Source organism: Micrococcaceae bacterium Sec5.8 (genome assembly GCA_039636775.1).
Classification (GTDB): domain Bacteria; phylum Actinomycetota; class Actinomycetes; order Actinomycetales; family Micrococcaceae; genus Arthrobacter.
On record CP143429.1, the window covers coordinates 3,201,232 to 3,224,964 of the forward strand.

General features: G+C 67.5%; 24 protein-coding genes and 1 pseudogene. 6 read left to right on the forward strand and 19 right to left on the reverse strand.

Features of this window, described 5'->3' with window-relative positions; genetic code table 11:
- Positions 1 to 137: 137 nt before the first annotated feature.
- The 5 genes from VUN84_14665 to VUN84_14685 form a co-directional block, all read right to left on the reverse strand.
- A complete protein-coding gene (locus VUN84_14665) occupies positions 138 to 2,237 on the reverse strand; it encodes a PhoX family phosphatase (GenBank protein XAS63521.1) in 2,100 nt (699 codons plus the stop codon).
- 98 nt (positions 2,238 to 2,335) lie between these two features.
- Positions 2,336 to 3,352, reverse strand: a complete 1,017-nt coding sequence (locus VUN84_14670) for an o-succinylbenzoate synthase (protein XAS63522.1) — start codon at positions 3,350 to 3,352, stop codon at positions 2,336 to 2,338.
- A gap of 3 nt (positions 3,353 to 3,355) precedes the next feature.
- Entirely contained in the window at positions 3,356 to 3,511 is a 156-nt protein-coding gene (locus tag VUN84_14675) for a hypothetical protein (protein XAS63523.1), read from the reverse strand.
- A gap of 3 nt (positions 3,512 to 3,514) precedes the next feature.
- The gene (locus VUN84_14680) at positions 3,515 to 4,300 is read right to left on the reverse strand and encodes a class E sortase (protein ID XAS63524.1); all 786 of its coding nucleotides are present in this window, start codon (positions 4,298 to 4,300) and stop codon (positions 3,515 to 3,517) included.
- Between the two features lie 13 nt (positions 4,301 to 4,313).
- Complete coding sequence (locus VUN84_14685) at positions 4,314 to 4,859, reverse strand: hypothetical protein (GenBank protein ID XAS63525.1); 546 nt, start codon at positions 4,857 to 4,859, stop codon at positions 4,314 to 4,316.
- Positions 4,860 to 4,998: 139 nt separating this feature from the next.
- On the opposite strand from VUN84_14685, the gene VUN84_14690 reads away from it, so the two are divergent.
- Positions 4,999 to 5,964, forward strand: coding sequence for a phosphatase PAP2 family protein (locus VUN84_14690; GenBank protein ID XAS63526.1), 966 nt, complete (start codon positions 4,999 to 5,001; stop codon positions 5,962 to 5,964).
- Between the two features lie 36 nt (positions 5,965 to 6,000).
- Here the strand turns inward: VUN84_14690 and VUN84_14695 are convergent, their stop codons facing one another.
- Positions 6,001 to 6,615, reverse strand: coding sequence for a TetR/AcrR family transcriptional regulator (locus VUN84_14695; protein ID XAS63527.1), 615 nt, complete (start codon positions 6,613 to 6,615; stop codon positions 6,001 to 6,003).
- A gap of 80 nt (positions 6,616 to 6,695) precedes the next feature.
- Here VUN84_14695 and VUN84_14700 point away from each other — a divergent pair.
- Positions 6,696 to 7,277 (forward strand): annotated as a pseudogene (locus tag VUN84_14700) (NAD(P)/FAD-dependent oxidoreductase).
- A 486-nt stretch (positions 7,278 to 7,763) separates the two neighbouring features.
- Here the strand turns inward: VUN84_14700 and VUN84_14705 are convergent.
- The 6 genes from VUN84_14705 to pdhA all read right to left on the reverse strand — a co-directional run bounded on the left by VUN84_14705 (position 7,764) and on the right by pdhA (position 14,650).
- Positions 7,764 to 8,978: an MFS transporter gene (locus VUN84_14705; GenBank protein ID XAS63528.1), complete on the reverse strand. Its 1,215-nt coding sequence runs from the start codon at positions 8,976 to 8,978 to the stop codon at positions 7,764 to 7,766.
- Positions 8,979 to 9,026: 48 nt separating this feature from the next.
- On the reverse strand, positions 9,027 to 9,761 hold the full coding sequence (locus VUN84_14710; GenBank protein ID XAS63529.1) for a GAF and ANTAR domain-containing protein: 735 nt from the start codon (positions 9,759 to 9,761) through the stop codon (positions 9,027 to 9,029).
- A gap of 109 nt (positions 9,762 to 9,870) precedes the next feature.
- Positions 9,871 to 10,686 carry an MBL fold metallo-hydrolase gene (locus tag VUN84_14715; GenBank protein XAS63530.1) on the reverse strand — a complete coding sequence of 272 codons (816 nt, stop codon included), beginning with the start codon at positions 10,684 to 10,686 and terminating at the stop codon, positions 9,871 to 9,873.
- A gap of 147 nt (positions 10,687 to 10,833) precedes the next feature.
- Complete coding sequence (locus tag VUN84_14720; GenBank protein XAS63531.1) at positions 10,834 to 12,318, reverse strand: dihydrolipoamide acetyltransferase family protein; 1,485 nt, start codon at positions 12,316 to 12,318, stop codon at positions 10,834 to 10,836.
- A gap of 2 nt (positions 12,319 to 12,320) precedes the next feature.
- On the reverse strand, positions 12,321 to 13,433 hold the full coding sequence (locus VUN84_14725; protein ID XAS63532.1) for an alpha-ketoacid dehydrogenase subunit beta: 1,113 nt from the start codon (positions 13,431 to 13,433) through the stop codon (positions 12,321 to 12,323).
- Positions 13,430 to 14,650: a pyruvate dehydrogenase (acetyl-transferring) E1 component subunit alpha gene (pdhA, locus tag VUN84_14730; GenBank protein XAS63533.1), complete on the reverse strand. Its 1,221-nt coding sequence runs from the start codon at positions 14,648 to 14,650 to the stop codon at positions 13,430 to 13,432. The genes VUN84_14725 and pdhA overlap by 4 nt, the downstream gene beginning before the upstream one ends.
- A 159-nt stretch (positions 14,651 to 14,809) precedes the next feature.
- Between pdhA and VUN84_14735 the strand changes: the two genes are divergently transcribed.
- Together VUN84_14735 and VUN84_14740 are read left to right on the forward strand one after the other, a co-directional pair.
- Positions 14,810 to 15,274 carry an Lrp/AsnC family transcriptional regulator gene (locus VUN84_14735; protein XAS63534.1) on the forward strand — a complete coding sequence of 155 codons (465 nt, stop codon included), beginning with the start codon at positions 14,810 to 14,812 and terminating at the stop codon, positions 15,272 to 15,274.
- Positions 15,275 to 15,351: 77 nt separating this feature from the next.
- The gene (locus VUN84_14740) at positions 15,352 to 15,783 is read left to right on the forward strand and encodes a VanZ family protein (protein XAS63535.1); all 432 of its coding nucleotides are present in this window, start codon (positions 15,352 to 15,354) and stop codon (positions 15,781 to 15,783) included.
- On the opposite strand, the gene galU is transcribed toward VUN84_14740, so the two are convergent.
- Entirely contained in the window at positions 15,776 to 16,666 is an 891-nt protein-coding gene (gene galU, locus VUN84_14745) for a UTP--glucose-1-phosphate uridylyltransferase GalU (protein ID XAS63536.1), read from the reverse strand. The two genes, VUN84_14740 and galU, sit on opposite strands and share 8 nt — an antisense overlap.
- 131 nt (positions 16,667 to 16,797) lie before the next feature.
- On the opposite strand from galU, the gene VUN84_14750 reads away from it, so the two are divergent.
- Entirely contained in the window at positions 16,798 to 17,847 is a 1,050-nt protein-coding gene (locus VUN84_14750; GenBank protein ID XAS63537.1) for a hypothetical protein, read from the forward strand.
- 2 nt (positions 17,848 to 17,849) lie between these two features.
- Here VUN84_14750 and VUN84_14755 read toward each other — a convergent pair whose 3' ends face one another.
- From VUN84_14755 to paaA, 6 genes are read right to left on the reverse strand one after another with little or no spacing between them, the layout of a single operon-like run.
- On the reverse strand, positions 17,850 to 18,632 hold the full coding sequence (locus VUN84_14755) for an enoyl-CoA hydratase/isomerase family protein (GenBank protein XAS63538.1): 783 nt from the start codon (positions 18,630 to 18,632) through the stop codon (positions 17,850 to 17,852).
- Between the two features lie 38 nt (positions 18,633 to 18,670).
- On the reverse strand, positions 18,671 to 19,903 hold the full coding sequence (gene paaE, locus VUN84_14760) for a 1,2-phenylacetyl-CoA epoxidase subunit PaaE (GenBank protein XAS63539.1): 1,233 nt from the start codon (positions 19,901 to 19,903) through the stop codon (positions 18,671 to 18,673).
- A gap of 14 nt (positions 19,904 to 19,917) precedes the next feature.
- Positions 19,918 to 20,442, reverse strand: a complete 525-nt coding sequence (gene paaD / locus VUN84_14765; GenBank protein ID XAS63540.1) for a 1,2-phenylacetyl-CoA epoxidase subunit PaaD — start codon at positions 20,440 to 20,442, stop codon at positions 19,918 to 19,920.
- A 2-nt stretch (positions 20,443 to 20,444) separates the two neighbouring features.
- Positions 20,445 to 21,353, reverse strand: a complete 909-nt coding sequence (paaC, locus tag VUN84_14770) for a 1,2-phenylacetyl-CoA epoxidase subunit PaaC (protein XAS63541.1) — start codon at positions 21,351 to 21,353, stop codon at positions 20,445 to 20,447.
- Positions 21,350 to 21,805: a 1,2-phenylacetyl-CoA epoxidase subunit PaaB gene (gene paaB / locus VUN84_14775; GenBank protein ID XAS63542.1), complete on the reverse strand. Its 456-nt coding sequence runs from the start codon at positions 21,803 to 21,805 to the stop codon at positions 21,350 to 21,352. The genes paaC and paaB overlap by 4 nt, the downstream gene beginning before the upstream one ends.
- Positions 21,802 to 22,833, reverse strand: a complete 1,032-nt coding sequence (gene paaA, locus VUN84_14780) for a 1,2-phenylacetyl-CoA epoxidase subunit PaaA (protein ID XAS63543.1) — start codon at positions 22,831 to 22,833, stop codon at positions 21,802 to 21,804. The genes paaB and paaA overlap by 4 nt, the downstream gene beginning before the upstream one ends.
- A gap of 194 nt (positions 22,834 to 23,027) precedes the next feature.
- Here paaA and VUN84_14785 point away from each other — a divergent pair, with 194 nt between their 5' ends.
- Positions 23,028 to 23,615, forward strand: a complete 588-nt coding sequence (locus VUN84_14785; protein XAS63544.1) for a low molecular weight phosphatase family protein — start codon at positions 23,028 to 23,030, stop codon at positions 23,613 to 23,615.
- Positions 23,616 to 23,733 lie beyond the last annotated feature (118 nt).

Here is a 23,733-nt window from a genome sequence, read left to right on the forward strand (position 1 = left end):
CGGACCCCATACTCGGTTCATGGCCGGAAACACCCGCGCCTCCCGCCGGGACAGGAACGTGCACCGGCCGCCGCGAACAAACGCTCCCTCACATCCCGCCGTCGAACTGCGGATCGTGAGGGAGCGTCTTGGACTTGTCAGTCGTCGCAGCGGAAAACCTGGACCACGGCGGGACGCGGGGCACGCACCTGGCCGCGCGCCGGCGTCGAACCAGCCGGAACGTAATCCGGGAAGAAGGAGTGCTGGTCCGCAAAGGAGCCGTCCTCACCGGGGTGCTGGACGGAGACGAACACGCTGCGTTCCTCGTCGTGGACGATCGGTCCGCAGGTCTCGGCCTCGCGCGGGACGGCCAGGAACTGCTCCACCCGGCCCCGCTCGGCGCCGTCGAGAGTGACCTTGAAGAGCCCGTCGGCCTTGCCGATGCCGGAGGGCGCGCCGTCGGTGGAGATCCAAAGGTTTCCGACGGAGTCGAAGGCGAGGTTGTCCGGGCAGGAGATCGGCGAGACCTGGTCCACCGGGAAACCGGAGAAATAGGTGACGTCCCCGGTGGACGGATCGCCGCAGACCATCAGCAGGTTCCAGGTGAACGCCGTGGAGGTCTGATCGCCGGTTTCGGTGATTTCCACGATGTGGCCGTCGCGGTTTTCGTTCCGCGGGTTGACCTCGGTGGGACCTTCCTTGCCGGCCTTGCCACGGTCCGAGTTGTTGGTGCACGCCACGTAGACCTTGCCGGTGAGCAGGCTGGGCTGGACGTCCTCGCAGCGGTCCATCTTGGTCGGCCCCACCTTGTCCGCGGCCAGGCGGGTGTACACCAGCACGTCCTCGACGGACATCCCGGGCACTGCCGACTTGCCGCCCACCACGAGGGGCAGCCACTCACCCGTGCCGTCGAAGCCGCCGTCGGCCGGCACCGCGCCCGCGCCGGTGATCTCGGCGGCCGGGGAGTTGCCGGCGAATTTGGCAACGTAGAGGTCGCCGGCAGAGAGCAGAGTCATATTGTGCTGGCGGTTACCCTCTTTGTACTTGTCCTTGGAGACGAACTTGTAGAGGTAGTCGAAGCGCTCGTCGTCGCCCATGTAGGCCACCACGTGCCCGGACTCGGCGACGATCACGTTGGCACCTTCGTGCTTGAAGCGGCCCATCGCGGAGTGCTTCTTCGGCGTCGAGGTCGGGTCGAAGGGGTCCACCTCGACGATCCAGCCGAAGCGGTTGGTCTCGTTTTCGTAGCCGGGGTTGCGGGTGTCAAAGCGCGGATCATCGAGTTCCCACCGGCGGGCGGTGGGCTTGTTGGTGAGTCCGTAGCGCTTGTCACCGGCCGACGTGCCGGGCGAGACGAAGTAGCCGTTGAAGTTCTCCTCACCGGAGAGGATGGTGCCCCAAGGGGTGGTGCCGCCCGAGCAGTTGCCCAGCGTGCCGAGGATGGTGCGGCCTGCCGGGTCCGCCTTGGTGCGGACCAGGGCGGAGCCGGCTACCGGTCCGGTGAGCTCGTACGGGGTGGCGTTCAGGTAGCGGCGGTTCAGCTTTGCGCCCTTGACGTAGTTCCACGGTTTGTTCTTGTTCTTGCGTTCCAGCTCCACCACGGAGAGCCCGTGGGCCGCGGCGCCGATCGCGCGGACGTCGGCGGCGGCCAGCGAGGCCGGGAACATGATGGTCTCGTTGGTGTATTCGTGGTTGGCGAAGAGCAGCGCGCGGCGGCCCTTGCTGCCGGGGATGTCGAGGATGTCCGAGTAGTCGTTGTTATAGCCGAACTGCCGGGCCTGGGCGGCCGCCGTCTGGTTGCCAAGGTCGAAGTCCGGTGCATCCTTGAAAATGGGGTCGCCCCAGCGGATTACGGGCTGCCAGGTGAAGCCCTCCGGAACAGTCAAAGCATCGACAGCGGCATCCACCGGGGCGATCGCGGTGAACTTGAGTTTGGATCTGCCCGCAACCGAATGCCCCAGGCCGTCCTTCGCCGCGCCGGCCAGGCCGGGACCGCCGTCGGCCACTGCGGACTCGGCAGAGGTCAGGGAACCTCCGAACGCGATCGCCAGAGCGCCCGCGGCGCCGAAGCCCAGGGCCGCGCGGCGGGACATGCTGGCGGAGGCAATGTCGCGGAAGTAGCTGTTCGAGCTGGTGTTGCAGACCTCGCCCGAGCAGGCGTTGTCGCACTTCAGCGCGCAGGTGACAGCGCTGCGCTTGCCTTTGGTGTGGCCAAGCATGGGGAGCAGGGAAAGCTTGCGGCCGGAGGAAACAGACATGGAGGGACCTTCCAAGGGATGGGCGGCGATCCCGCCAAGCCTCCCAGCCGCGCACTACGCGAAGTTGGCCCTCAGATGAAGTCCCGGTGAACTCCCGGTCAGTCCCGCGGCTGCGCCGGCGCTGCGCCGCGTGCAGCCAAGAGCGTGTGGACCCGGCGCAGGCGCTCCAGCCACCAGTCGCGGCGCTCCGGCGCGGCCGCATGCTCCGCAAGCAATTCCGGATCGGCGGTGACCGCACGGATCCGGATGGCGCCGTCGTCGGGCACCAGCGAATCCCGGGTGACGTCGGCGGCGAGCAAGGACACGGTACCCAGCCCGCAGGCATACGGCAGCTCCGGCAGCGCGGCGGCGAGCGCCAGCCCGGCGCGGATGCCCACGGAGGTGTCCAGCGCGGAACTGACGACGGCGGGGAGCCCGGCCTGCGCCACGATGTCCAGGGCGCGGCGCACTCCCCCCAGCGGGGCCACCTTCACCACGATCAGGTCCGCCGCGCCCGCGCGGGCCACCTTGAGCGGGTCGTCCTCCTTGCGCACGCTCTCGTCCGCCGCGATCAGGACCGGGACCCCGGCGGCGCGCAGCCGGCGGCGGACCTCGGCGAGGCCGGCGATGTCCGGAACCGGTTGTTCGGCGTATTCCAGACCTACGGCGGCGAGCCGGGTCAGTGCCTCGACGGCCGATGGGACGTCCCAGCCGCCGTTCGCATCGACCCGCAGGGCGGCGTCCGGGAGCGCCGCACGGACCGCGGCGACCCGGGCGGCGTCGTCGTCCAGCGTCTGTCCTGGCTCTGCCACCTTGATTTTGACGGCGTCTACCCGGCCGAAGCGGGCCAGGATTTCGGGCACCCGGTCCGCGGCGATCGCGGGCACGGTGGCGTTGACCGGAATGAACGCGCGCCGCGGCTCCGGGAATCCCTGCCAGCCGGCCTCCAGCGCGGCCGCAAGCCAGCGGGAAGCCTCTACGTCGCCGTATTCGGGGAAGGGACAGAATTCACCCCAGCCTCGCGGGCCCTTCAAGAGCAGGGCTTCGCGCTGCAGGATGCCGCGGAACTTCACCCGCATCGGCAGGCTCACCACATGGGCGCCGACGAGAAGCTCGTCCAGGGCGGGAAGCTGCATGGGCTAGCCCACCGTCGAGTCGGTCAAATGCGTCATTCCGGCAATCCACGGAAACGCGTACTCGATAAGCGCCAGAAGGACGCCGCCAAGAATTCCCACGGCGAGGACGATCCGCAGCCACAGCGGCCCCGGAAGGTGCCTAAAAAGCCAGGTGTACATGAGCTAGCCCTTGCCTTGAAGTTCAGTCAGTTGTTGGGCGATGGGCGCCGGCGGGCCGGCGCTGAGCGGCCGCCAGGAATCAAAAACCGAGTAAGCGATGATGCGCTCCTCCGACCCAAAGCGGGGATTGCAGCTTGTCAGCGTCAGCAGCCGCTGCCCGGGTGCCGCGCCGGGTGCGGCCGGAACCGGCAGGAGAACGTCCGTCCGGTCCGGCAGGACGATTTCCTGGTTCCGGAAGACGTAGGTGTAGAACCCGTCGGCGGTTTGCACGTAGATCTTGTCCCCCGGCACCAGCGTGTGGATGTTGTCCAGCACCGCTCCGTGGGTCTGGCGGTGGCCGGCCAAGGCGAAGTTGCCCACGGCGCCCGGCATTGCCGTGCCCGCATAACGGCCCAGGCCGAGCGTGTCGATGATGTCCGGGCTGGTGCCTTCAATGACGGGCCTGCTGTAGTTGGTGCCGAAACGGGGTACGTAGAGAACCCCGATCGCCTGTCCATGGCCGGGGGCGCCGGCGACCGGGACGGTCCCGGCCGGGGTGGCCTCCGGCTCGGCCGGCGCTGTGTCCGAAAGACCGGTCGGAACGGGCGCGGGGTACTGCTGCAGGAATTGCTGCACGACGGCACCCTGCGTGGCGTCCGCTTCCACGTTGGTCCACCACAATTGCCAGGCGACAAAGAGTAGGGCAATCACGCCGAGGGTGATCAGCAGCTCGCCCACGACCTGGACGGCAACCAGGGAACGACGACGGCCGGGTCCCGGGGTTCCCTGGGCGGCCTCTGCGCGGTTCAATGCCCTCGACCTGTCACTCGGCCGTTGACCGCGGGACACTGCCGACAAAGCATCGCCCGTCGGCCAGTGCCGGCAGGACCGACGATTGCACGGTCCCGGAACGGATCTGCGCCATGACGCATGCGTGACCGGTCAGCACGCCCACCTCCACGGCGTCGGCGGCCAGCCCGGTGGGAGTGCGGGACGCCGACACCTCCAGGGCGGCCGGCGCGAACCCGGCGGCGGTCAGGCTCGCGCGGATCTGGTCACGGCTCGGCTGCGGTGTGGCAGCAACCAGCGACGTCAGGGCTGCCGCCACCGCGCTGGCCGCGCTGGGCGCAGCGGAAGGTGCAGGGGTCCCGCCGGTCACGGCGGACCCCGCAACAGTCGGTTGCGTTCCAGCCGGCAGGGGATTTCCGCCCACCGGGCCGGAGGACACCACTGCGGCGGGGGCCGAGCACCCTGACACGCCGATCAACAATGCCAGGCACGCAGCGGCCCGTCTGACGTGCATCCGAACGCCGTACCGGCGGCCGGATGGGCCGCGGTGCCATACGGGGGCGGGGGCGGGGGAAGTCACCGGATCATCGTCCCATACCCGGTTCGGCCCCCGGGGGCACCTGACGGGCGCGGGTTGGAACGGGACGGCCTCGGGTGGGGTGCGGGCGGGCAAGGACGCCCTCAGAAAGTTCGCAGGGTTTTATGGGAACCTGATAGGCATGAGTTTTCGGGAAGAATACGCCAGCGGGCACCTGGCATCGGAGTACCGGGTTACGCAGCCCGGCGCCCGGGCAGGTGCCGCCGCCGACGCCGGAACCCCGGGCCGGGGCACCGGATTCCTGTTCCTGCTGGCCACGCTCGCCAGCATGGCCGCCCTCGCCGCCACCTACTACTTCTTTGTCCGCACCACCACGGGCCAGTTCATCGACGAATCCGCGCTGGTGGAGGCCATCGAAATCCACGGCACCGCAGGCAAGGCCACCACCCGGTTCTTGGACTGGCTGCCGGCTGTGTCCCTGGTCCTCGCCGCGGTGGTGGTCCTGGTGGTGACGGTCCTGAAACGGCGGTGGGCGGCCGCCGGCATTGCCGTGGCCGCCTGCGTTGGTGCCAACGTGGCCACACAGCTCATCAAAAACGTCGTTCCCGTCCGGCCATACCGCGGGATCGAAACCCTGGAACTGAACTCGTTGCCCTCCGGGCACACCACCCTGGCGGCTTCGGCCGCTGCCGCGGTGTTCCTGATGGTGTCGCCGCGCTGGCGTCCGCTGGCCGGGTTCCTCGGCGGCAGCTTCGCCGTCGCTACCGGGGTGTCCACCCTGATCAACCAGTGGCACCGGCCGGCCGACGTCGTCGCTGCCTTCCTCGTCGTGGCGGTGTTCATGCTCCCTGCGGGCTGGCTGATCCTCCGCAAGGGGCCGCGCTGGAACGTCTGGAACGGCTATGGCGCGTTCTGGGCCTGCTCCCGGCTGTGGCTTGCGCTCCCGGCACTGGCAGGCCTCGCCGCGGCCGCCGTCGCCGGATACTCCCTGCTGATGATTGCGCCGGGCCAGGGCCAGGAGAGCAGCACCACCAACTACTTCTGGGCCGGAACCTCGCTGATCGTCATCACCGGCTACCTGGCCACGGTCGCCGGCGTGTGGCTCTTCGGGTATGCCGCTCGACGGCGGAGCGCACCGCGGCGCTGACCGCCTGTCCCCCGCGGCCCGCCAGGGTTTCTCGCCTCAGCCGAGGGCTGCCGCGAGCGCCTTCGCAACCCAGTCCCGGTAGGCCGGCACGGACCAGCCGGCGTCCTGGACCATGGCCCGGTAGACCTGGGGGTGGCCCAGCGACCAGATGGCGGCGGCGGCCTCGGCGTCGGACATTCCGGAACTAAGGCCGCCGTTGGCCCGGGCCGCGGCGGCGGCTTCTGCATAGCGCCGAAGCCGTTGCTGCCCGCGGTCTTTTTCCAGCCGCGCTGCCGTGTCGTCCACGGCAGCGGCCTGGTTGATGACAGCCGTGATCGCGGCGGTGCGCGGATGAACCTCGGCAAACCAGTCCGCCAGCACGCCGATCAGGGCCTCGAAGTCGCCGGCCTGCCGCGTCCGCTCCCGCATGAACTCCAGTACCCCGGCCTGCGCGCCGGGTCCCGCGGCGGCGCCGTCCAGCACGGCCGAGAGCAAAGCGGCCTTGTTGCCCACCGAGTTGTACACCGTCTGAACGGCCACCCCGCTTGCGGCGGCGATCCCGTCAATGGTGGTACGGACGTATCCGTCGGCGGCGAACAACCTGCCGGCCGACTCGACGATGACCTCCCGGGTGCCGGCCGCCTGAATCGACCGTCTGGTGCTTTTCCCCATGTATTTAGACTATCCCTCCAGTCAGTGGAACGGTATTCTAATGAAAGGATGTCGGAAATGCCCTCAGCAAGGAGCGGGCCATGAGTCAGGACAATCAGCAACTGGATGCAGTCGTTATCGGCGCGGGCCAGGCCGGACTTGCCGCCGGTCACCACCTCGCCCGGGCGGACCTCCGCTTCGAGATTTTGGAAAAGGACCCAAGGGTTGGCGAGGTGTGGCGCCGCCGCTGGGACTCCCTGCGGTTGTTCACGCCCGCCCAGCACGACGGACTGCCGGGCCGGCCCTTTTCGGCGGCGCGGAATACGTTTCCGGGCAAGGGCGAGTTTGCGGACTACCTTGAGGATTATGCGGCGGGCCTCGGCCTGCCGGTGCGGACCGGTGTGGAGGTTACGCGGGTGAGCCGGGCGGGCGGGGGGTTCGCCGTCGAGACTCCGGCCGGGACCGTGCGGGCGCGCAATGTGATCGTGGCCGCCGGAGCCCACGCGCTCCCCCGCGTTCCGGATGCTGCCGAAGGACTGGACTCCGCCATCCAGCAACTCCACAGTTCGCACTACCGCAGCCCGGCGGACATTCCCGGCGGCGATGTGCTGGTGGTGGGCGCCGGAAACTCGGGCTCGGAAATTGCCCTGGAGCTTTCCGGCGGCCACCGCGTGTTGCTCTCCGGCCGTCCCACCCCGCACGTTCCCGGTCCGGTGCTCCGCTACGCCGGCGGTGCGTACTGGTTGTTCATCCATTCCGTGCTGACGGTAGGCACCCCTGCCGGACGCAAGGTGGCGGCGGGCTTCCACCGGCGCGGCGCTCCGCTGCTCCGGATTTCGCCCCAGGATCTGGAAGCCGCCGGTGTGGTCCGGGTGCCGCGGCTGGCCGGCACGGCGGGCGGCCAGCCCGTTCTCGTCGGCGGCAGCCCCGCCCCCGTGCGGACGGTCATCTGGGCCACCGGCTACCGCGCGGATCTGGACTGGATCGACGGGCTGGAACTGGCGGCGTCGGGCTGGCCGGCCACCCGCCGCGGAGTGGTTCCCCGGACCCCGGGGTTGTACTTCGTGGGCATGCCGTTCCAGTACGCCCTCACCTCGGGCCTGATCGGCGGCGTGGACCGGGACGCGGCGTACGTGGTTAAGCACCTCGCGCAACGGGTGGCAGGACCGTCAGTAGTTGCGCCGGTGCTTGAGCCGGGGAATGGTGACGGCGAAGACCGCCGCCGCCGCGAAACCCAGGACTCCCGTGGCAGACACCCCGGCTCCCAGCGACACGGCGGCGGTCACGCCTGAGAGCAGCACGGGGCCGCCGGTGGCTCCGGCATCGGCCATGAAACGCCAGATACCCAGGAACTGCCCGCGGCCGTTGTCGGGTGAGAAGTCGGCGCCCAGCGTCATATTCAAGCCTGAACTGATGCCGTTGCCGAAGCCGATCAGGAGTGCGGCGAGCAGCAGACCTCCAAATCCGGCGGTGAGTGGGATTAACAGCATGGCAGCGCCCATGATGAGCGTCGACGGGACAGCCACCCATTGCCTGCCTTTGCGGTCCATCAGTTTGCCGGCCGGATAAAAGACGAGCATGTCGATGGCACCGGACAGCCCATATATCAGCGAGGCCTGCGTCGCGTCCATCCCGAGGTGCTCGGCCCAGAGCGGAATGACCACCTGCCGGGAGGCGCGCAGCGCACTGAGCAGCAGCACGCCGATGCCCACGCTCAGGAAGACTCCGGCATGGGAGACGGCGACGCTGCGCAGCGTCGCCTGCTGAACGGGGACGCCGCCGTCCGCCGCGGGCGTGACCAGGAGGTCCGGGATGGTGACGGACACGGCGGCGGCCGCCGCCATGGCGACAACACCCACCCAGTAGGCGCCGGTGATACCGGCGAACTGCATGGCCGCGGCGCCGATGAAGGGCCCAATGAAGATGCCGATCCGGTTGACGCCGCCGAGGGTGGACAGGGCCCGGGCCCGGAGGGTCACCGGCACCGCCTCGGTCAAGTACTTCTGCCGGGCCAGGCTGAAGACGCTCGCGGCCATGCCGACGACGACCATAGCCGCCGCGAGCAGCCAGAGCCCGCCGGATACCTGGGGGGCCAGCGCGGCCGCAACGAGGGCGACGGCGCTGGCCGCGGCGGCCCCGACGATGGCCCAGCGTTCACCGAATCTGAGCGTGATGAGCGAGGCGGGGAGGTTGAAGAACCAGGAGCCGAGGCCAATGAGGGTGACAACCAGGGCGGCGACGGCCACCGAGGCGCCGAGGTCGCGGGCGGACAGCGCCACCACGGGAAGGATGGCGCCTTCCCCGATGCTGAACAGCAGCGCCGGCCCGAAGGCGGGCACAGCGATGCTGCGGAGGCTGAAGGGGACGATGTTTGTGGTGGTCATCCCTTTCATCCTAGGACGCATCCCAGGGCGGCCGGCACGCCTCGGCGCTCAGGACTCGAAGTGCGTCCGGACGTCCCCGCCGGTGACGTTCTTGAGAATTTCAGCTGCGACGACACGGAGCTTTTGGTTCCGGTTGCTGGAGACCGTGGTGAGGATGCGCATCGCTTCCTCCTGGCTGCAGCGGTTCTGGGCCATCACCACACCGCAGGCGAGGTCGATCGAGGTGCGGTGTTCCATGGCGGCGGTCAGGTCCTCGGCCCGGGACTGCGCGGTGCCGATCCGGACGGCCAGGCGCAGGCAGCGGCCGGCGAGGTCAGCGAAGCCGGCGGCCTCCGCAATGATGTCCTCGGTGAAGATGCCGGTGCCTGGCGCGAAGAAGTTCAGGGCAGCCGCAGCGTCCGGGCCGATTTCCAGGGGTACACCGAGAGTGCTGCGGCAACCGTGGGCCGCCAGCTGCTTTTGGTAGGCCGGCCAGCGTGGATCGGTGCCCACGTCAGCGAGTAGGAGCACGGACTTGGTCCGGAGGGCGTCAATGCACGGGCCCTCGCCGAGGCTCTGCTCAATCCGGTCCAGCATGAGCGCCCGGGGGCTGCTTCCTGCCACCGTCATGGTCTTCCGCCGTCGCTGCAGCGTGACGCCGCAGTCAATCTCGGCCCCGGCGGCGGAGCTGAGCGTCGCGGCGGAGAATTCAGCGAGCCGGCCGAGGAAGTCCTCGACGTTCTCGGTTCCCATCAGGAGGTCCTGCAGCTGCAGGGCGGCTTCGTCCCCGGCGTTGTTGGTCATTGCCTAAACGTAGCCGTCAACGATCGCGGCGGCAATTTCGCGGCAGGAGCGGAGGGTGTCCGGACGGGTCAGATCCCGGCACTCCCCGGGCGCCCCGATGACCGGCAGTTCAGTGGTGTGCCCGGGTCTCCCGCAGGCGCCGGATGAACCAGCGGGACTGCTCCGGCCCGTAGGGGAGGATGGGGATGGCCTTGGTGGCGTCATCCGGGGTTTCCCGGGTCGCCTGGGTGGCCTGCCGGACCGCCGTCGTCATGGTGTTGGCCATGGTTTTGACGAACTGGTCGCTGCACGGTTCCCCGTGGCCCGGGATCAGGAACTCGTACCGGCGGCGCAGGGCCGAGAGGTGCCGGAGGGCGTCGGCCCACTCCTCCGGGTAGGAATCTTCAAAGGACGGTTGCGAACCCTGTTCCACCAGGTCCCCCGCGTACAGGGTGGTCCCCGTTCCCACCAGGAGGTCGCCGTCGGTGTGGCCACGGCCCAAATAGAAGAACGTGACGGTCTGCCCGCCGAGGTCCACGAGGACCGGTTGGTCTTTCACAATCGCGTTCGGCACCACGAGTTCGGTGCCGCTGCCCTCGCCGGCAGCCATTTCGGGCTCATCGGCGGCGACGGCGCTGCGCTGGCTCCCGGCGTTTTCTTCGATTTCCGCCGCACAGTTCTCGTGTGCCCAGAACTCGGTCACCCCGGCTTCGGCGAACACCGCATTGCCGAAGAAGTGGTCGTAGTGGGCATGGGTATTGACGACGACGAGTGGCAGGTCCGTCATTTCCCGGACCGCGCCGAGGATCTCGCGGCCCTGCCGCGGGCCGCTCCCGGTGTCTATCACCAGGGCGCGTTCAGACCCGATCACCAGGCCGGTGTTGAGCAGGGAACCTTGGGTGGTCAGGACGTAGTTGTCCTGGCCAACCTCAAGCCATCGTGACATTTAATCTCCCTATTCCGGGGCGTTCCGGCGTGGTTGGTGCGATGTTCTGCGCCCGATTCTACCCACCGGAGCTGGCCGGGCGCTGGCAGCCGGCACCGCGCGGGCGGACTTTCATCCCGCGCAGTGCCTTCGTCTCCTTGAGCAGGGTCAGAGGTCCGCCAGGACGGACCCCGGGTTTTCGATCGCGTCAGCGACGTAGCGCAGGAAGCCGCCGGCCGTGCCGCCGTCGCAGACCCGGTGATCGAAGGTCAGCGTAAGTTCGGTGACCTTGCGGACGGCGAGTTCGCCGTTGACCACCCAGGGCTTGTCGATGATGCGGCCGACGCCGAGGATGCCCACCTCGGGATGGTTGATGATCGCGGCGGACCCGTCCACTCCAAAGACGCCATAGTTGTTCAGCGTGAACGTGCCGCTGCCAAGCTCCGCGGGGGTGGCCTTGCCGTCGCGGACGACGGCGGTCAGCCGGCGGATTTCGGCGTCCAGTTCGCGGGCGCTGAGTTTGTCGGCGTTGCGCACTGAAGGCACCATCAGGCCGCGGTCCGTCTGGGCCGCGAAGCCCAGGTTCACGCCGTCGAAGGCCACAATCTCCTGGCTTTCGCCGCCCTTGTTGTCCTCGGTGGTGACGATCCTGGTGTTCAGTTCCGGGAACTTCCTGAGCCCGGCGGTGACAAACCGGGCGATGAACGCCAGCAGTCCCGGGGTGTGGTGCGGGTCCGCTTTCTTCAACGCGGCCCGCAGCTCAACGAGCGCGGTGGCATCAACGTCCACCCACACGGTGGCCTCGGGGATCTCCGAACGGCTGCGGCTCATGTTCGCGGCAACGGCTTTCCGCACGCCCCGGACCGCGGTCCGCCCGGTGATGCCCAGACCGGTGCGCGGATCACTGCCCCCGGCGATGGGGCTTGCCTCGGCCGGCGTCCGGGCCGGAGAGGAAGCCGGGGCCTCGACTGCCCGGTCGGGTTTGATGACCGCCTCGACATCGCGGCGCATGATCAGACCGCTGGCCCCCGAGCCCTGGAGGTCCCCCAGATCAACCCCATGATCGCGCGCCATACGCCGGACCAGCGGTGAGATAACGGCCCCCAGCTTCCCCGGAACCCGGGTCCGCATCAGCAGAAGATCGTCGGCAGCCTTATCCGCCGCAGAGACCGGCGCGGCGGGTGCGGTCCCGGCGGTCTGCTTGCGCGGCCGCGTCCGCCGGGCAACCCCATGCCCGCCCGGCGTCCCATACCCAATCAGGACGTTGCCGGATCCTGCCTTTTCCTCCTCGCGGTAGGTTTCGGCCGCAACTGCAGCAGGCGAGTCCGCGGCCACAGCGGCCGCAGGCAATGCCTCACCGGAAGAGGCGCTGGCGGCGTTGCCTGCGGGGATGGAACCCGCCCCGGCGCCCACGGGGGTCACGGAAATCAGCGGCTTGCCGACGTCGAGCGTCTGGCCGGGTTCGCCGTGCAGTACGGCGACAGTGCCGGCGTACGGGGAAGGGACTTCGACCATGGATTTGGCGGTCTCCACCTCGGCGATCGGCTGGTCCACGCGGATTTCGTCCCCCACGGCCACGAGCCAGTTGACGAGTTCGGCTTCGGTGAGGCCCTCACCAAGGTCCGGCAGGAGGAATACTTTCGGTTCGCTCATGGTCAGTCTTCCCATTGGAGGTCGTCAACGGCGTCGAGGATGCGGTCCACGCCGGGCAGGTAGTAGTGCTCAAGTTTGGGCGCCGGGAACGGCACGTCGAAGCCGGTGACGCGGCGGATCGGCGCGGCGAGGTGGTGGAAGCAGCGTTCCTGGACCCGGGCCACGATTTCTGAGGCCACGGAGGCGAAGCCGTGGGCCTCGGCGATGACCACGGCCCGGCCGGTTTTGCGGACCGACGCGCAGACCGTCTCATCGTCGAACGGCACGATCGAGCGGACGTCAATTACTTCCAGCGACCGGCCCTCCTCCGCGGCGGCCGCAGCCGCGGCGAGGGCCGTCGGGACGGACGGGCCGTAGGCAATCAGGGTTGCGTCGGTGCCCGGGCGGGCGACGGCGGCGCGGCCCTCCGAGGAGGTCCCCTGTTCGGTGTTCGCCGTGTGTTCGGCCCGGAGCGCATCCAGGTCCACCTGGTCCTTGGACCAGTAGAGCTTCTTGGGCTCCATGAACATCACCGGGTCATCGGAGTCAATGGCCTCCCGGAGCATCCGGTAGCCGTCGGCCACGGTGGCCGGAGTGAAGACTTTCAGGCCGGCGGTGTGGGCGTAATAGGCCTCGGAGGAATCGCAGTGGTGCTCCACCCCGCCGATACCGCCGGCGTAGGGGACGCGGATGACGATGGGCAGCTTCACCGTGCCCTTGGTGCGGTTGTGCATCTTGGCGACGTGGCTGACAATCTGTTCGAAAGCCGGATAGGCGAAGGCATCGAACTGCATCTCGATGACCGGGCGCATGCCGTTCATGGCCATGCCCACGGCCATGCCCACGATGCCGGATTCAGCCAGCGGGGTGTCGAAGCAGCGATCCTTTCCAAAGGTCCTGGTCAGGCCGTCGGTGATGCGGAAGACGCCGCCCAGCATGCCGACGTCCTCGCCGAAGACCAGGACCGACTCATCTTTGTGCATGGCGTCGGCCATGGCGGTGTTGAGCGCCTTGGCCAGGGTCACGGTCTGCGGTCCGGTCTGCCCGGCAACAGCTGCCGCTTTGGCGGCCGCCCGGGCCGTGGCGGCACTGACGTTGCCGTTTGCTTCGGAGGAGGTGGTGATAGTGGGGCTCATCGTGTTGACTCCGTCGTCGAGGCTGCATCGCGGGCGAGTTCGTCGGCGAGCAAGGCGGATTGTTCTTTTAGCTGGGGAGTGGGCGTGGAGAAAACGTAGGTAAAGAGGTCCTGCGGTTCCACGGGCACGTCCTCGCTGAGGCCCTCGCGGAGCTGGGCGGCCACGGCTTCGGCCCGGTCAGAAATGCGTGCGGCCCGGTCATCATCCAAGAGTCCGCGGTCCGTGAGGTAGGTCTTCATCCGGCTCAGCGGATCCTTGGCCACCCATTCGGCAACTTCGCTGTCCTGGCGGTAGCGGGTGGCGTCGTCGGCGTTCGTGTGGGCCTGCATGCGGTAGGTGTGCGCTTCGACCAGCAGAGGCCCGGACCCCTCGCGGGCGAGCTGGACGGCGCGGTCCAGCACGGCGAGGAGGGCCACGATGTCGTTCCCGTCCACCCGTTCACCGGCCATGCCGTAGCCCACGGCCTTGTGCGCGAGTGACGGCGCTACCGACTGGTGTGCGAGCGGTACGGAGATGGCGTACTGGTTGTTCTGGACAAAGAACACGACCGGCAGGTGGAAGACGGCCGCGAAGTTCAGCGCCTCGTGGAAGTCACCCTCGCTGGTGGCGCCGTCGCCGCACATGGCCAGGACGACCGTATCCTCGCCGCGCAGCTTGGCGGCATGGGCCACGCCGACACCGTGCAGCAGCTGGGTGGTCAGCGGGGTGCACTGGATGCCAACCTTGTGCTTGGCGGGATCGTACCCGCCGTGCCAGTCGCCGCGGAACAGCGTCATGGTCTGGACGGGGTCCACGCCGCGGGCCATGACGGCCACAGAGTCGCGGTAGGTGGGGAACATCCAGTCGCCCTCGGAGAGGCACAAGGCGGCGGCGACCTGGCAGGCCTCCTGCCCGTGGCTGGACGGGTAAACGGCCATGCGGCCCTGCCTGACGAGCGCGGAGTTTTGGTCGTTGACGCGGCGGCCGACGACGAGCTGCTCGTAGGCGGCCAGCAATTCGGCGTCGCCGGGCAGGGTGTACTCGTGGCCGGGCTGGGCGCCCTGTTCCGTGTGGGGGTTCAGGGTGCCTTCCGGGCCCACCATCTGGATCGGGTGCCGGGCCGGCAGCATGTAGTCCTCGACAGTGATGCCGAACTTGCGCACGGCCTCACTGGCGGCGTTTTGTGCCTTCTCAGCTGCTGCAGGAAGCTGCGCAGTGGAGTCTGCGGAGATCGTCATTGGTCCGTCCTTCTGTAGCCACTATTCGTTCCAAGTATGGGCCTGGACGATGTTTCGTATCCACCCGACACCGCAATCGTGGAGATGTCCAAAGAAATGGCCTATTCTGGGAGACAAATTGTCAGTGTGAGCTGGATTACCGGCGGAGGTTGTAGACGAATGGCAGCGGATGAGGCGGACCAGGCGGCAGTCCCTCTCGATGACGTGGACCGGAACATCATTGCCGAGCTGACCCGGGATGGCCGGATGTCCGTTACGCAGGTCGCGGAGAACGCCCATATCTCGCGCGCCCATGCATATACGCGGATCGCGCGGCTGACCGGAGAGGGCGTGCTGACGAAGTTCACGGCACTGGTGGATCCGATCAAGGCCGGCCTCAAGTCCTCGGCCTACGTAACCCTGAAGGTCAGGCAGCACTCCTGGCGGGAACTGCGGGAACTGCTCCGTGCCATTCCGGAGGTTCATCACATCGCCCTCGTGGGTGGAGATTTCGATGTCATCCTGCTGGTGCGGGCGGTGGACAACGTTGATTTACGAAGGGTGATTTTCGACCAGCTGCAGTCCATGCCGGGCGTCCTGGACACACAGACGTTCCTGGTGTTCGAGGATGTGGACACCCGGTAGCCACGCCACCCCAAGCGGACTGTGCTATTGATGGGATCCATGCACCACACCCGCACGAAGGATACGGCGAGCAGCGGATGACACACCGGAGGGGGCGTAAGCCGTGGCGATGGGTCCTCGCAGCCTATCTGGCCGCCCTGGCAGTCGTGGGGTTCTGGCCCACCCCTGTGGATGCGCCGGCCCAGGGATTGCTGGGCCAGGCGCTGGCCCAGTTGCACGCGGCCGGAGTGCCCGACTGGATCGATTACAACACGCTTGAAGCAAGCGCCAACGTTCTTCTTTTCGTTCCCGCCGGATTTGCCGCCGCCGCCGGTTTCCGCAGCACCTGGTGGCAAATTGCCGGCTGCGGCGCTTTGGTCTCCGCTTGCGTCGAACTTGGTCAACTGCTGTTTCTGCAGCACCGCTACCCGAGCCTGGTCGACGTCGCCACCAACACCGGAGGCGCCTTGCTGGGATTCTTCCTGGCGGAAAGACTCCTTGCCCGCCGGACGGGCCCTGATATCAGCTGACGAAGGCCTTCATCCAGGCCTTGAGCTCTTCGCCGAACTCCACGCGCTCCGAAGCGATCGAGATGACAGCCTTGAGGTAGCTCAGCTTGTCGCCTGTGTCGTAGCGGCGGCCCTTGAAGATCACCCCGTACACGCCTGCGCCTTCGCCGTCCGATGCGGCAAGGCTCTGCAGGGCGTCGGTGAGCTGTATTTCGCCGCCTCGCCCGGGCGGTGTCTGCTCCAACACGTCAAAGACCGCCGGGTGGAGGACGTACCGTCCTATGACGGCCAGGTTCGAAGGGGCATCGGCGACTGAGGGCTTTTCCACCAGACGGTTGACGCGTACGTGGCCTTCGCCGTCAATGGCTGAGACATCGGCGCAGCCGTAGGCGCTGATTTCGGCGGGGTCCACTTCGATCAGGGCGATGACGGACCCGCCCGTCCGGGCCTGCACCTCGATCATGGTGCTCAGGAGTTCGTCGCGCTCATCGATCAAATCATCACCCAGCAGGACAGCGAAGGGTTCGTCGCCCACGTGCTGGCGGGCGCAGAGCACGGCGTGCCCCAGGCCCCTGGGGTCGCCCTGACGGACGTAGTGCAGGGGTCCGAGGCTCGAAGCGTGCTGGACCGCCCCCAGGCGGTCCAGGTCGCCCTTGGCTTCCAGGGTGCGCTCAAGGTTCGGTTCACGGTCGAAGTGGTCTTCCAAAGCGCGCTTCTGGCGTCCGGTGATCATCAAAAGGTCTGTCAGACCTGCCTTGACGGCCTCTTCGACGACGTACTGAATGGCCGGCTGGTCCACCACCGGCAACATCTCTTTTGGCATCGCCTTGGTGGCGGGCAGAAAGCGCGTCCCCAATCCGGCAGCAGGAATGACGGCTTTTCTGATGGTTTTCCCCAAGGTCATAACCGAACCTTACAAGTACGCCCCGATAAACAGAATCCCGTTAACCGGCCTTCGGGCGTCCTTCCCGTGGCAGGACCGGGTTTTATCGGACATACTGCAGGTTGCAGCTTTCACTAATTTTGGGGGACATCTTGAATAACGACCAGCAGCCCGGAGTGCCACGGCATCCGGAGAATAACGGGTGGCAGCAGCCGGCCCAGCAGAACCAGCAGGGGCAACCCGGCCCGGACCAGACCTCGTACGGCCAGCCGCCCTATCCCCCGCACCAGGACCAGCCCGCAGGCGGCCAGCCGCCCTATCCCCCGCACCAGGACCAGCCCGCAGGCGGCCAGCCGCCCTATCCTCCGCGCGCCGGCCAGGACAACTTCGGCCAGCCGCCGTACGGCGCCCCCTATCAGGGCCCGTACGGCCAGCCGGGACCGGGTCAGTTCGGGCAGGCGCCGCCGCCCAAGGGCGGTATCCCCGTCTGGGGCTGGGTTGCCGGCGGCATCGGAATAACTGCGGTGCTGGCCGTTGCCGGGGTCATGGTCCTGGGCGGACTCGTTTCGGGCAAGGGGAACGAAGCGGCGCCGGCTCCGGCGCCCACTGAAAGCACGCGAAGCTCGGGACCTGCGGAGGCCGGCGGCGGGGCCGCCACCGACCGATCCTCCGCCGCAGCCTCCGGCGGCGACGACGTGTACCTCTTCCAGGATGCGGACTTCACCTCGCCCCCGGTCTGGTCCATTAAAATACCCGGGGGCTGGAAGATGTCCAATGTCAAGGGCGGAACCATCACGTACCGCAGCGGCGAGAACCCCTGCATCTTCACCACCCACCAGGCCATCCTGCCGCCCCGGGACGCCACAGCCGACGAGCAAGCGACCGCTGACACCATGAAAGCGGAGATCGAGGGCGTCAAAACCTTGGCTGGGTCACCGGTATCGGTGGTGACTGAGGCCGGTTCGTCCTACACCAAGCTGCGGAACTCGAACGGGCAAATGATTGAACTCCAGGAAGCCGAACTGCGGTTCCAGAACAAGAGCAGCACGGATCTGGTGTACCGGATCGCGGCGCGGTCCATGCCCGCCAGCAACGGCCTGATGGAACTCACCCTCGTCTGCCCCGCTGATCTGCCTGCGGAAGCAGAGCTTTGGAGCGAACTGCGCGACAGCGTCATCATGGTCGATGACCCCGCGGCCTGATCTCACCGGCCCTTGAACTCCGGGGTCCGCTTTTCCTGGAAGGCCCGGAATCCCTCGGCGTAATCCGCGGTGCTGCAGAGGCGGGCCTGCTCGGCGTTTTCCTCGACCATGGACTCCCACAGGCCGAGCCGCTGGTCCCGGATGTGCGCTACGAGTTCCTTACTGGCGGTGAACGCGCCGGTAGCGCCCGTGGCGGCTTTGGCCACGATGGACCGGGTGTTCTCCAGCAGGTCCGCCGCGGGCATGGCCCGGCTGAACATTCCCTGCGCCACAGCGTCCGCGCCGCTGATCAGTTCGGCCGTGTAGATCAGATCCAGCGTCCGGTGCATGCCGAGGCGTTCCGCGAAGTACCAGTGGCCGCCCGAATCCAGGGTGGCCCCCAGGTTGGCGAACGGGGAACCGAATTTGGCGTTCTCCGCTACGTAGACCACGTCGGTCGCCAGCAACAGCCCAAGGCCCACGCCCAGGCATGCGCCTTGGGCTGCCGCGAAGGTGGGCGCCGGGAACGCCGCCATCTTCTTCAAGAGCGGCTGCAGGAGCCCGCCCAGGTAGCCCTGCACGTCGTCGGTCTCCGGCGTCACACCGGCGATGTCCCGGCCCGCGCAAAAAGCGCGCCCCACGCCCCTGAGCAGCAGCGCCCGCACCTCACCGCGGGTGACGGCGGCAGCGGCGTCGTCGTACGCCTTCGACAGCTCCCGGAGGCCCTGCTCGTCCAGCGAGTTGAGCTTGTGCGGGGCGTCTAGGACCACTTCGGCGATGCCGTCGGCGATGGTGAGGGAAATCATGGGGCTCCTGGGGTAGGGCGGGAAGAACGCGGAACGGCTTAGACGTCGAAGTCGACGGTGACTTCCGGGGTCGTGGGATGGGACTGGCACGTGAGCACATAGCCCTTGTCCAGCTCATCCTGCTCCAGAGCGTAGTTCTCGTCCATGGTGACGGCACCGGTGACCACCTTGGCGCGGCAGGTGCCGCACACGCCGCCGGCACACGCGAACGGGACGTCCGGGCGGACCCGCAGGGCGGCGTTCAGGATTGACTCGCGGGCGTGCGTGGGGCTGGCCACTTCGCCTTGGAGGCCGTCGAGTTTGAAGGTGATCTTGTAGGCGGCCTGTGATTCATCCACCACCACCGGGCGGCCGATGTTGCCCTCGGGGCGGTCCGGCTTGCCGGTGGTGAACAGTTCGAAGCGGACATGCTCCGGGTTGACGCCGCGCTCGGCGAGGGCGTCCCGGCAGAGCTGGACGAGCTCGAACGGGCCGCACAGGAACCATTCATCGACGTCGTCGGCGTGGATGGCGGTTCCCAGCAGGGCCTGCAGTTTCTCGGCGTCGATCCGGCCGCTGAGCAGCGGCGCGATCCGTTGTTCACGGGAGAGTACATGGTGAAGGGCGAGCCGGGCCGGGTACTTGTCCTTCAGGTCGGCGAGTTCCTCGAGGAACATCACGTCCATGGCGGCTTTGTTGGCGTAGACCAGGTCGAAGCGGGTTTCCGGGTGCGCCGCGAGCAGGGTGCGGGCAATGGCGATGACCGGGGTGATCCCGGACCCGGCGGCGATCGCGACGAAGGAACCGGGCTCCCCCGCCAGCTCACCCGCCATGGCCTCCGGATGGTTCAAAGAGTTCATGAGGTTCTGCTCTTTGCCGTTCCGGCCGTGCCGGGACACGAACGCGCCCATCGGGCTCATCACGTCCAGGACGTCGCCGGGTTTGAGCTCGGCGTTGGCCCAGGTGGAGAACAGGCCGCCGAGGTCCTTCTTGATCGCGACGCGGATCTCGCTGCTGCCGTCCGCGAAACTCCGCGGTTCGGCGCAGATCGAATAACTGCGCCGGGTTTCCTTCGGCTCCCCGTTCTCGTCCGGGAGGGTAGTGCGCAGGGCGACGTACTGGCCCGGGAGGTAATCGAACTGGCCGGCGAGCTCAGCCGGAACGCCGAAGCTCACCTCGATCGCATCATCGGTGAGCCGGCGGACGTCATCGACCGTCAGCGGGTGGAAGGATGCGCGACGGCGGCCGGTGGCAGCCGCCGTCTCAGCGGCGGTCTGGCGAACGATAGTCATGGAGCACCTGTTCCTTACAAAACTTTGAAGTAGTCGAACGGTTCCTTGCAGTCCTGGCAGACATACAGCGCCTTACAGGACGTGGAACCGAAGCGGGTAAGTTCCTTCGTGTGCAGCGATGAACACTGCGGGCATTTCACGGCCAGAGACAGGCGGACCGGCCCCGCGTGGCGTACTGCGGCTGAGTGGCCGGACGGCGGGGCGATGCCGTATTCCTGCAATTTGGCCTTGCCGGCCTCGCTCATCCAGTCCGTGGTCCAGGCCGGGGACAGGACCAGCTCCACCCGGACGTGGGGGTAGCCGGCGCCCTGGAACACCGTGGTGAGGTCGTCCCGGATGGCGTCCATCGCGGGGCACCCGGAGTAGGTGGGCGTGATGGTGATCTGGACTGCGGGAACCGGCCCGCCGTCGTCGAACAGCTGGACGTTCCGGAGGATTCCCAGATCAGCGACCGTGAGAACGGGGATTTCCGGATCGCAGACCGTGGCCGCGATGTTCCAGGCCTTCTGTTCGGCTGCCGTGGTGTCCGTCTCGGCCATGATTACCAGCTTGCTCCGGGGTACTCGCGGGCGAGCACCTGCATTTCGGCGAGGAGGTAGCCGAGATGCTCCGAGTGCAGCCCCCTGCGTCCGCCGCCGGGAGCGGGCCGGACGTTGGGAACATCGAGTTCGGCCGCGGCGAGGACCTCGCCGGTGAGCCGGTCGAAGTCGGCGCGCAGGCTGGAGGGCTCGACGGCGGCACCGGTGGCGGCAAGGCGGGCGGTGAGCTCGTCGTCACGGAAGAGTTCCTCGACGTAGGGCCAGATGACCTTGAAGCCGTGGATCATTTTCTCCCGGGACTCGTCCGTGCCCTGGGCAAGACGCAGCACCCACTGGGCACTGTGGTCGCGATGGTAATCGACTTCCTTGACCGCTTTGGCGGAAATGCCGGCCAGGGTGGCGTCAGTGGACTGCGTCAGCCGGCGGTAGAGCTCGAACTGGTAGTAGCTGACCACGAACTGGCGGGCGATGGTGACAGCGAAGTCGCCGTTGGGCTGCTCGAACAATTCCACGGAGCGGAATTCATGCTCGCGGCGGAAGTAGGCGAGGTCATCCTCGCTTCGGCCGTCCATGCCGCCGGCGTAGCTGAGGAAGGACCGGGCGTGGCCCAACTGGTCCAGCGCGATGTTGCCCAAGGCAATGTCTTCCTCGAGCTCCGGTGCCCGGGAAATCCAGTGACCCAGCCGCTGCGCGAGGATCAAGGCGTCATCGCCGAGGCGCAGGGCAAACTCGGCGGCGTCCTCGCTCGGCTTCGCGGCGCCGCGGCTCACGGCGAGGGCAATGTCTTCGGGGCGGAGGGCGTTGCCGGGGGTGATGCGGGTGGCGCTGGCCGTTGCCTCGCCGCTGTTACCGGAGGTCTTGATACCGACGGAGAGGTCCCCGTGGCCGGCGGTTTCGTCGAGAGTGCTCACAGGTGCTTCACGCCCTCGCTCTTGGTGTAATACGTCGCGTGCCGGTAGTCCTTGCCTTGGGGCGACTCGAAGAACGAGCCCTTGGCGTCCGGATCGCTGGAAGCGATCGCGTCCGCCGGGACAACCCAGATGGACACGCCTTCGTTGCGGCGGGTGTAGAGGTCACGGGCGTTGCGCAGTGCCATGGCAGCATCGGGAGCATGCAGGGATCCTGCGTGGACGTGGGAGAGGCCGCGGCTGGAGCGGACAAAGACCTCCCAGATGGGCCAGACGTTGGCGGTCACACCAGCGGGGCGGGGCGCCTTGGCTGAGCTGGGCTCACCCGTCACGGCCTTGGTGGCTGCGGGCGCCGCAGCTGCGCGCTCCGCGGACTGGTTTTCCGCATTGTCAAGGGCGCGGGAGCCGCTGTCTGCGGTGCTGGCCGGGAACTCCGGGTTGCCGTGGGGGCTCATGCTGCAAATTCCTTTTCTGCTTGCTTCGCGGCCTGCTTTTCCGCGTAGGCAGCGGCGGCTTCGCGGACCCAGGTGCCGTCATTGTGTGCTTCGCGGCGCCGTTCCAGGCGCTGGGCGTTGCAGGGGCCGCGGCCGGCGAGGACTTCGTGGAACTCTTCCCAGTCCAAGGGGCCGTGCTCCCACTTCTTGGTCTCTTCGTTGAAGCGGATGTCCTTGTCCGGGAGGGTAAGCTCCAGGACCTTGACCTGTTCCATCATCATGCCGACGAAGCGGTTGCGCAGTTCATCGTTGCTGAAGCGTTTGATGTTCCAGGCCATGGACTGCTTGGAGTTGGGCGAATCATCATCCGGCGGACCGAACATCATCAAGGCCGGGGCGTACCAGCGGTTCACGGCGTCCTGGGCCATCTGCTTCTGCTCGGGCGTGCCATGCGAGAGTTCCAGCAGGATCTCGAAGCCCTGGCGCTGGTGGAAGGATTCTTCCTTGCAGACCCGGACCATGGCGCGTCCGTAGGGACCGAAGGAGGCACGGCAGAGCGGCACCTGGTTGGCGATCGCGGCGCCGTCGACCATCCAGCCGATCGCGCCCATGTCCGCCCAGGTGCGGGCGGGGTAATTGAAGATGGAGGAGTACTTGGCCTTGCCGTCCATCAGGTCCTGCATCATCTGATCGCGCGGCTGGCCCAGGGTCTCGGCAGCGGAGTACAGATACAGTCCGTGGCCGGCCTCGTCCTGGACTTTGGCCATGAGGATGGCCTTGCGCTTGAGGCTGGGGGCGCGGGAAATCCAGTTGGCTTCCGGCTGCATGCCGATGATCTCCGAGTGCGCGTGCTGCGAAATCTGCCGCAACAGGGTCTTCCGGTACGCCGGGGGCATCCAGTCGCGGGGTTCGATCCGCGAATCATCCGCCATGACTTTGTCGAAGTATGCCTGGCCGTCAGCGTCACGCCGGGCCGCTTCTTCGAGGCTCTGTTCGTGCTGTGCCACTGTTGGCTCTCCGGGCACTGACTGCAGGGTCTGCGATGCCATGGTTGCTCCTATGCATTTCCGATAAATAATTACCGACCGTTCGTTCAGGATATGCGGAAGGCTGGAGATGCGTCAAGCACACCGGCCCTGTGGCGGGGTAGTCCGCCGGCTTTCTGCGGAACCACGGCACGCTCAAAGTGTTAAGTTAGAGCCTCCGGATCAGAGTGATCCGTCCCTCTCCGGAAGGGCCTCCCGTGGAATCGCCCCAACCAGTTCGCATCCTCACCGTTTGTACGGGCAACATTTGCCGCTCGCCGGTGGCCGAGCGTCTGCTGCAGGCCGGCCTGGACCAAGTGAGGCCGGGCGCATTCGTGGTTAGCAGCGCCGGCACCCGGGCGTTGGTGGGCGAGCCAATCCAGCCACCGTCTGCGGAGATCATCCGGGCCTACGGCGGAACTCCGGAAAGCTTCGCGGCCCGCCTGCTGACAGTCAGCAGCCTCCGAGAGTCCGACCTCGTGCTGACTGTGACGGCTAGGCACCGCGGCGAGGTGATGCAACTGGACGCCTCCGTGCTGAAGCGGACTTTCACCATCCGTGAATTTGCCCGGATGCTGCAGGCGCTGGAACAGCGGCACGAGCAGGCCGACGTCGAGCCTTCCGCGATCTGGCGGGACCTCCCCGCCAAGGTCGCCACCGTGCGGCATTTGGCGCTGGTTCCGGAGGCCGCCGACAACGACGTGGTGGACCCCTATCGGCGCGGCCGGGAAGTATACGACCAGATGGAGGACCAGCTGGCCCCGGCTATCCAAGCCATCCTGCGGTTCGCGCGCCAGCACAGCTGAATCCGCCGCTGCCCCGCCTGAAGTAACCGGATGGCGCCGGCGAATCCGAAATCTGTTCAGCACAGATTCCAATTTGTAGCGGGCGAAATTCTACCTATAAAGCTGTAATTTTGGGCGA

Bases quoted from the DNA above. Each gene is read 5' to 3' on its own strand.
- VUN84_14665 (XAS63521.1), bottom strand. From the start codon at position 2,237: ATGTCTGTTTCCTCCGGCCGCAAGCTTTCCCTGCTCCCCATGCTTGGC.
- VUN84_14670 (XAS63522.1), bottom strand. From the start codon at position 3,352: ATGCAGCTTCCCGCCCTGGACGAGCTTCTCGTCGGCGCCCATGTGGTG.
- VUN84_14675 (XAS63523.1), bottom strand. From the start codon at position 3,511: ATGTACACCTGGCTTTTTAGGCACCTTCCGGGGCCGCTGTGGCTGCGG.
- VUN84_14690 (XAS63526.1), top strand. From the start codon at position 4,999: ATGAGTTTTCGGGAAGAATACGCCAGCGGGCACCTGGCATCGGAGTAC.
- VUN84_14695 (XAS63527.1), bottom strand. From the start codon at position 6,615: ATGGGGAAAAGCACCAGACGGTCGATTCAGGCGGCCGGCACCCGGGAG.
- VUN84_14705 (XAS63528.1), bottom strand. From the start codon at position 8,978: ATGACCACCACAAACATCGTCCCCTTCAGCCTCCGCAGCATCGCTGTG.
- VUN84_14710 (XAS63529.1), bottom strand. From the start codon at position 9,761: ATGACCAACAACGCCGGGGACGAAGCCGCCCTGCAGCTGCAGGACCTC.
- VUN84_14715 (XAS63530.1), bottom strand. From the start codon at position 10,686: ATGTCACGATGGCTTGAGGTTGGCCAGGACAACTACGTCCTGACCACC.
- VUN84_14720 (XAS63531.1), bottom strand. From the start codon at position 12,318: ATGAGCGAACCGAAAGTATTCCTCCTGCCGGACCTTGGTGAGGGCCTC.
- VUN84_14725 (XAS63532.1), bottom strand. From the start codon at position 13,433: ATGAGCCCCACTATCACCACCTCCTCCGAAGCAAACGGCAACGTCAGT.
- pdhA (XAS63533.1), bottom strand. From the start codon at position 14,650: ATGACGATCTCCGCAGACTCCACTGCGCAGCTTCCTGCAGCAGCTGAG.
- VUN84_14735 (XAS63534.1), top strand. From the start codon at position 14,810: ATGGCAGCGGATGAGGCGGACCAGGCGGCAGTCCCTCTCGATGACGTG.
- VUN84_14740 (XAS63535.1), top strand. From the start codon at position 15,352: ATGACACACCGGAGGGGGCGTAAGCCGTGGCGATGGGTCCTCGCAGCC.
- galU (XAS63536.1), bottom strand. From the start codon at position 16,666: ATGACCTTGGGGAAAACCATCAGAAAAGCCGTCATTCCTGCTGCCGGA.
- VUN84_14755 (XAS63538.1), bottom strand. From the start codon at position 18,632: ATGATTTCCCTCACCATCGCCGACGGCATCGCCGAAGTGGTCCTAGAC.
- paaE (XAS63539.1), bottom strand. From the start codon at position 19,903: ATGACTATCGTTCGCCAGACCGCCGCTGAGACGGCGGCTGCCACCGGC.
- paaD (XAS63540.1), bottom strand. From the start codon at position 20,442: ATGGCCGAGACGGACACCACGGCAGCCGAACAGAAGGCCTGGAACATC.
- paaB (XAS63542.1), bottom strand. From the start codon at position 21,805: ATGAGCCCCCACGGCAACCCGGAGTTCCCGGCCAGCACCGCAGACAGC.
- paaA (XAS63543.1), bottom strand. From the start codon at position 22,833: ATGGCATCGCAGACCCTGCAGTCAGTGCCCGGAGAGCCAACAGTGGCA.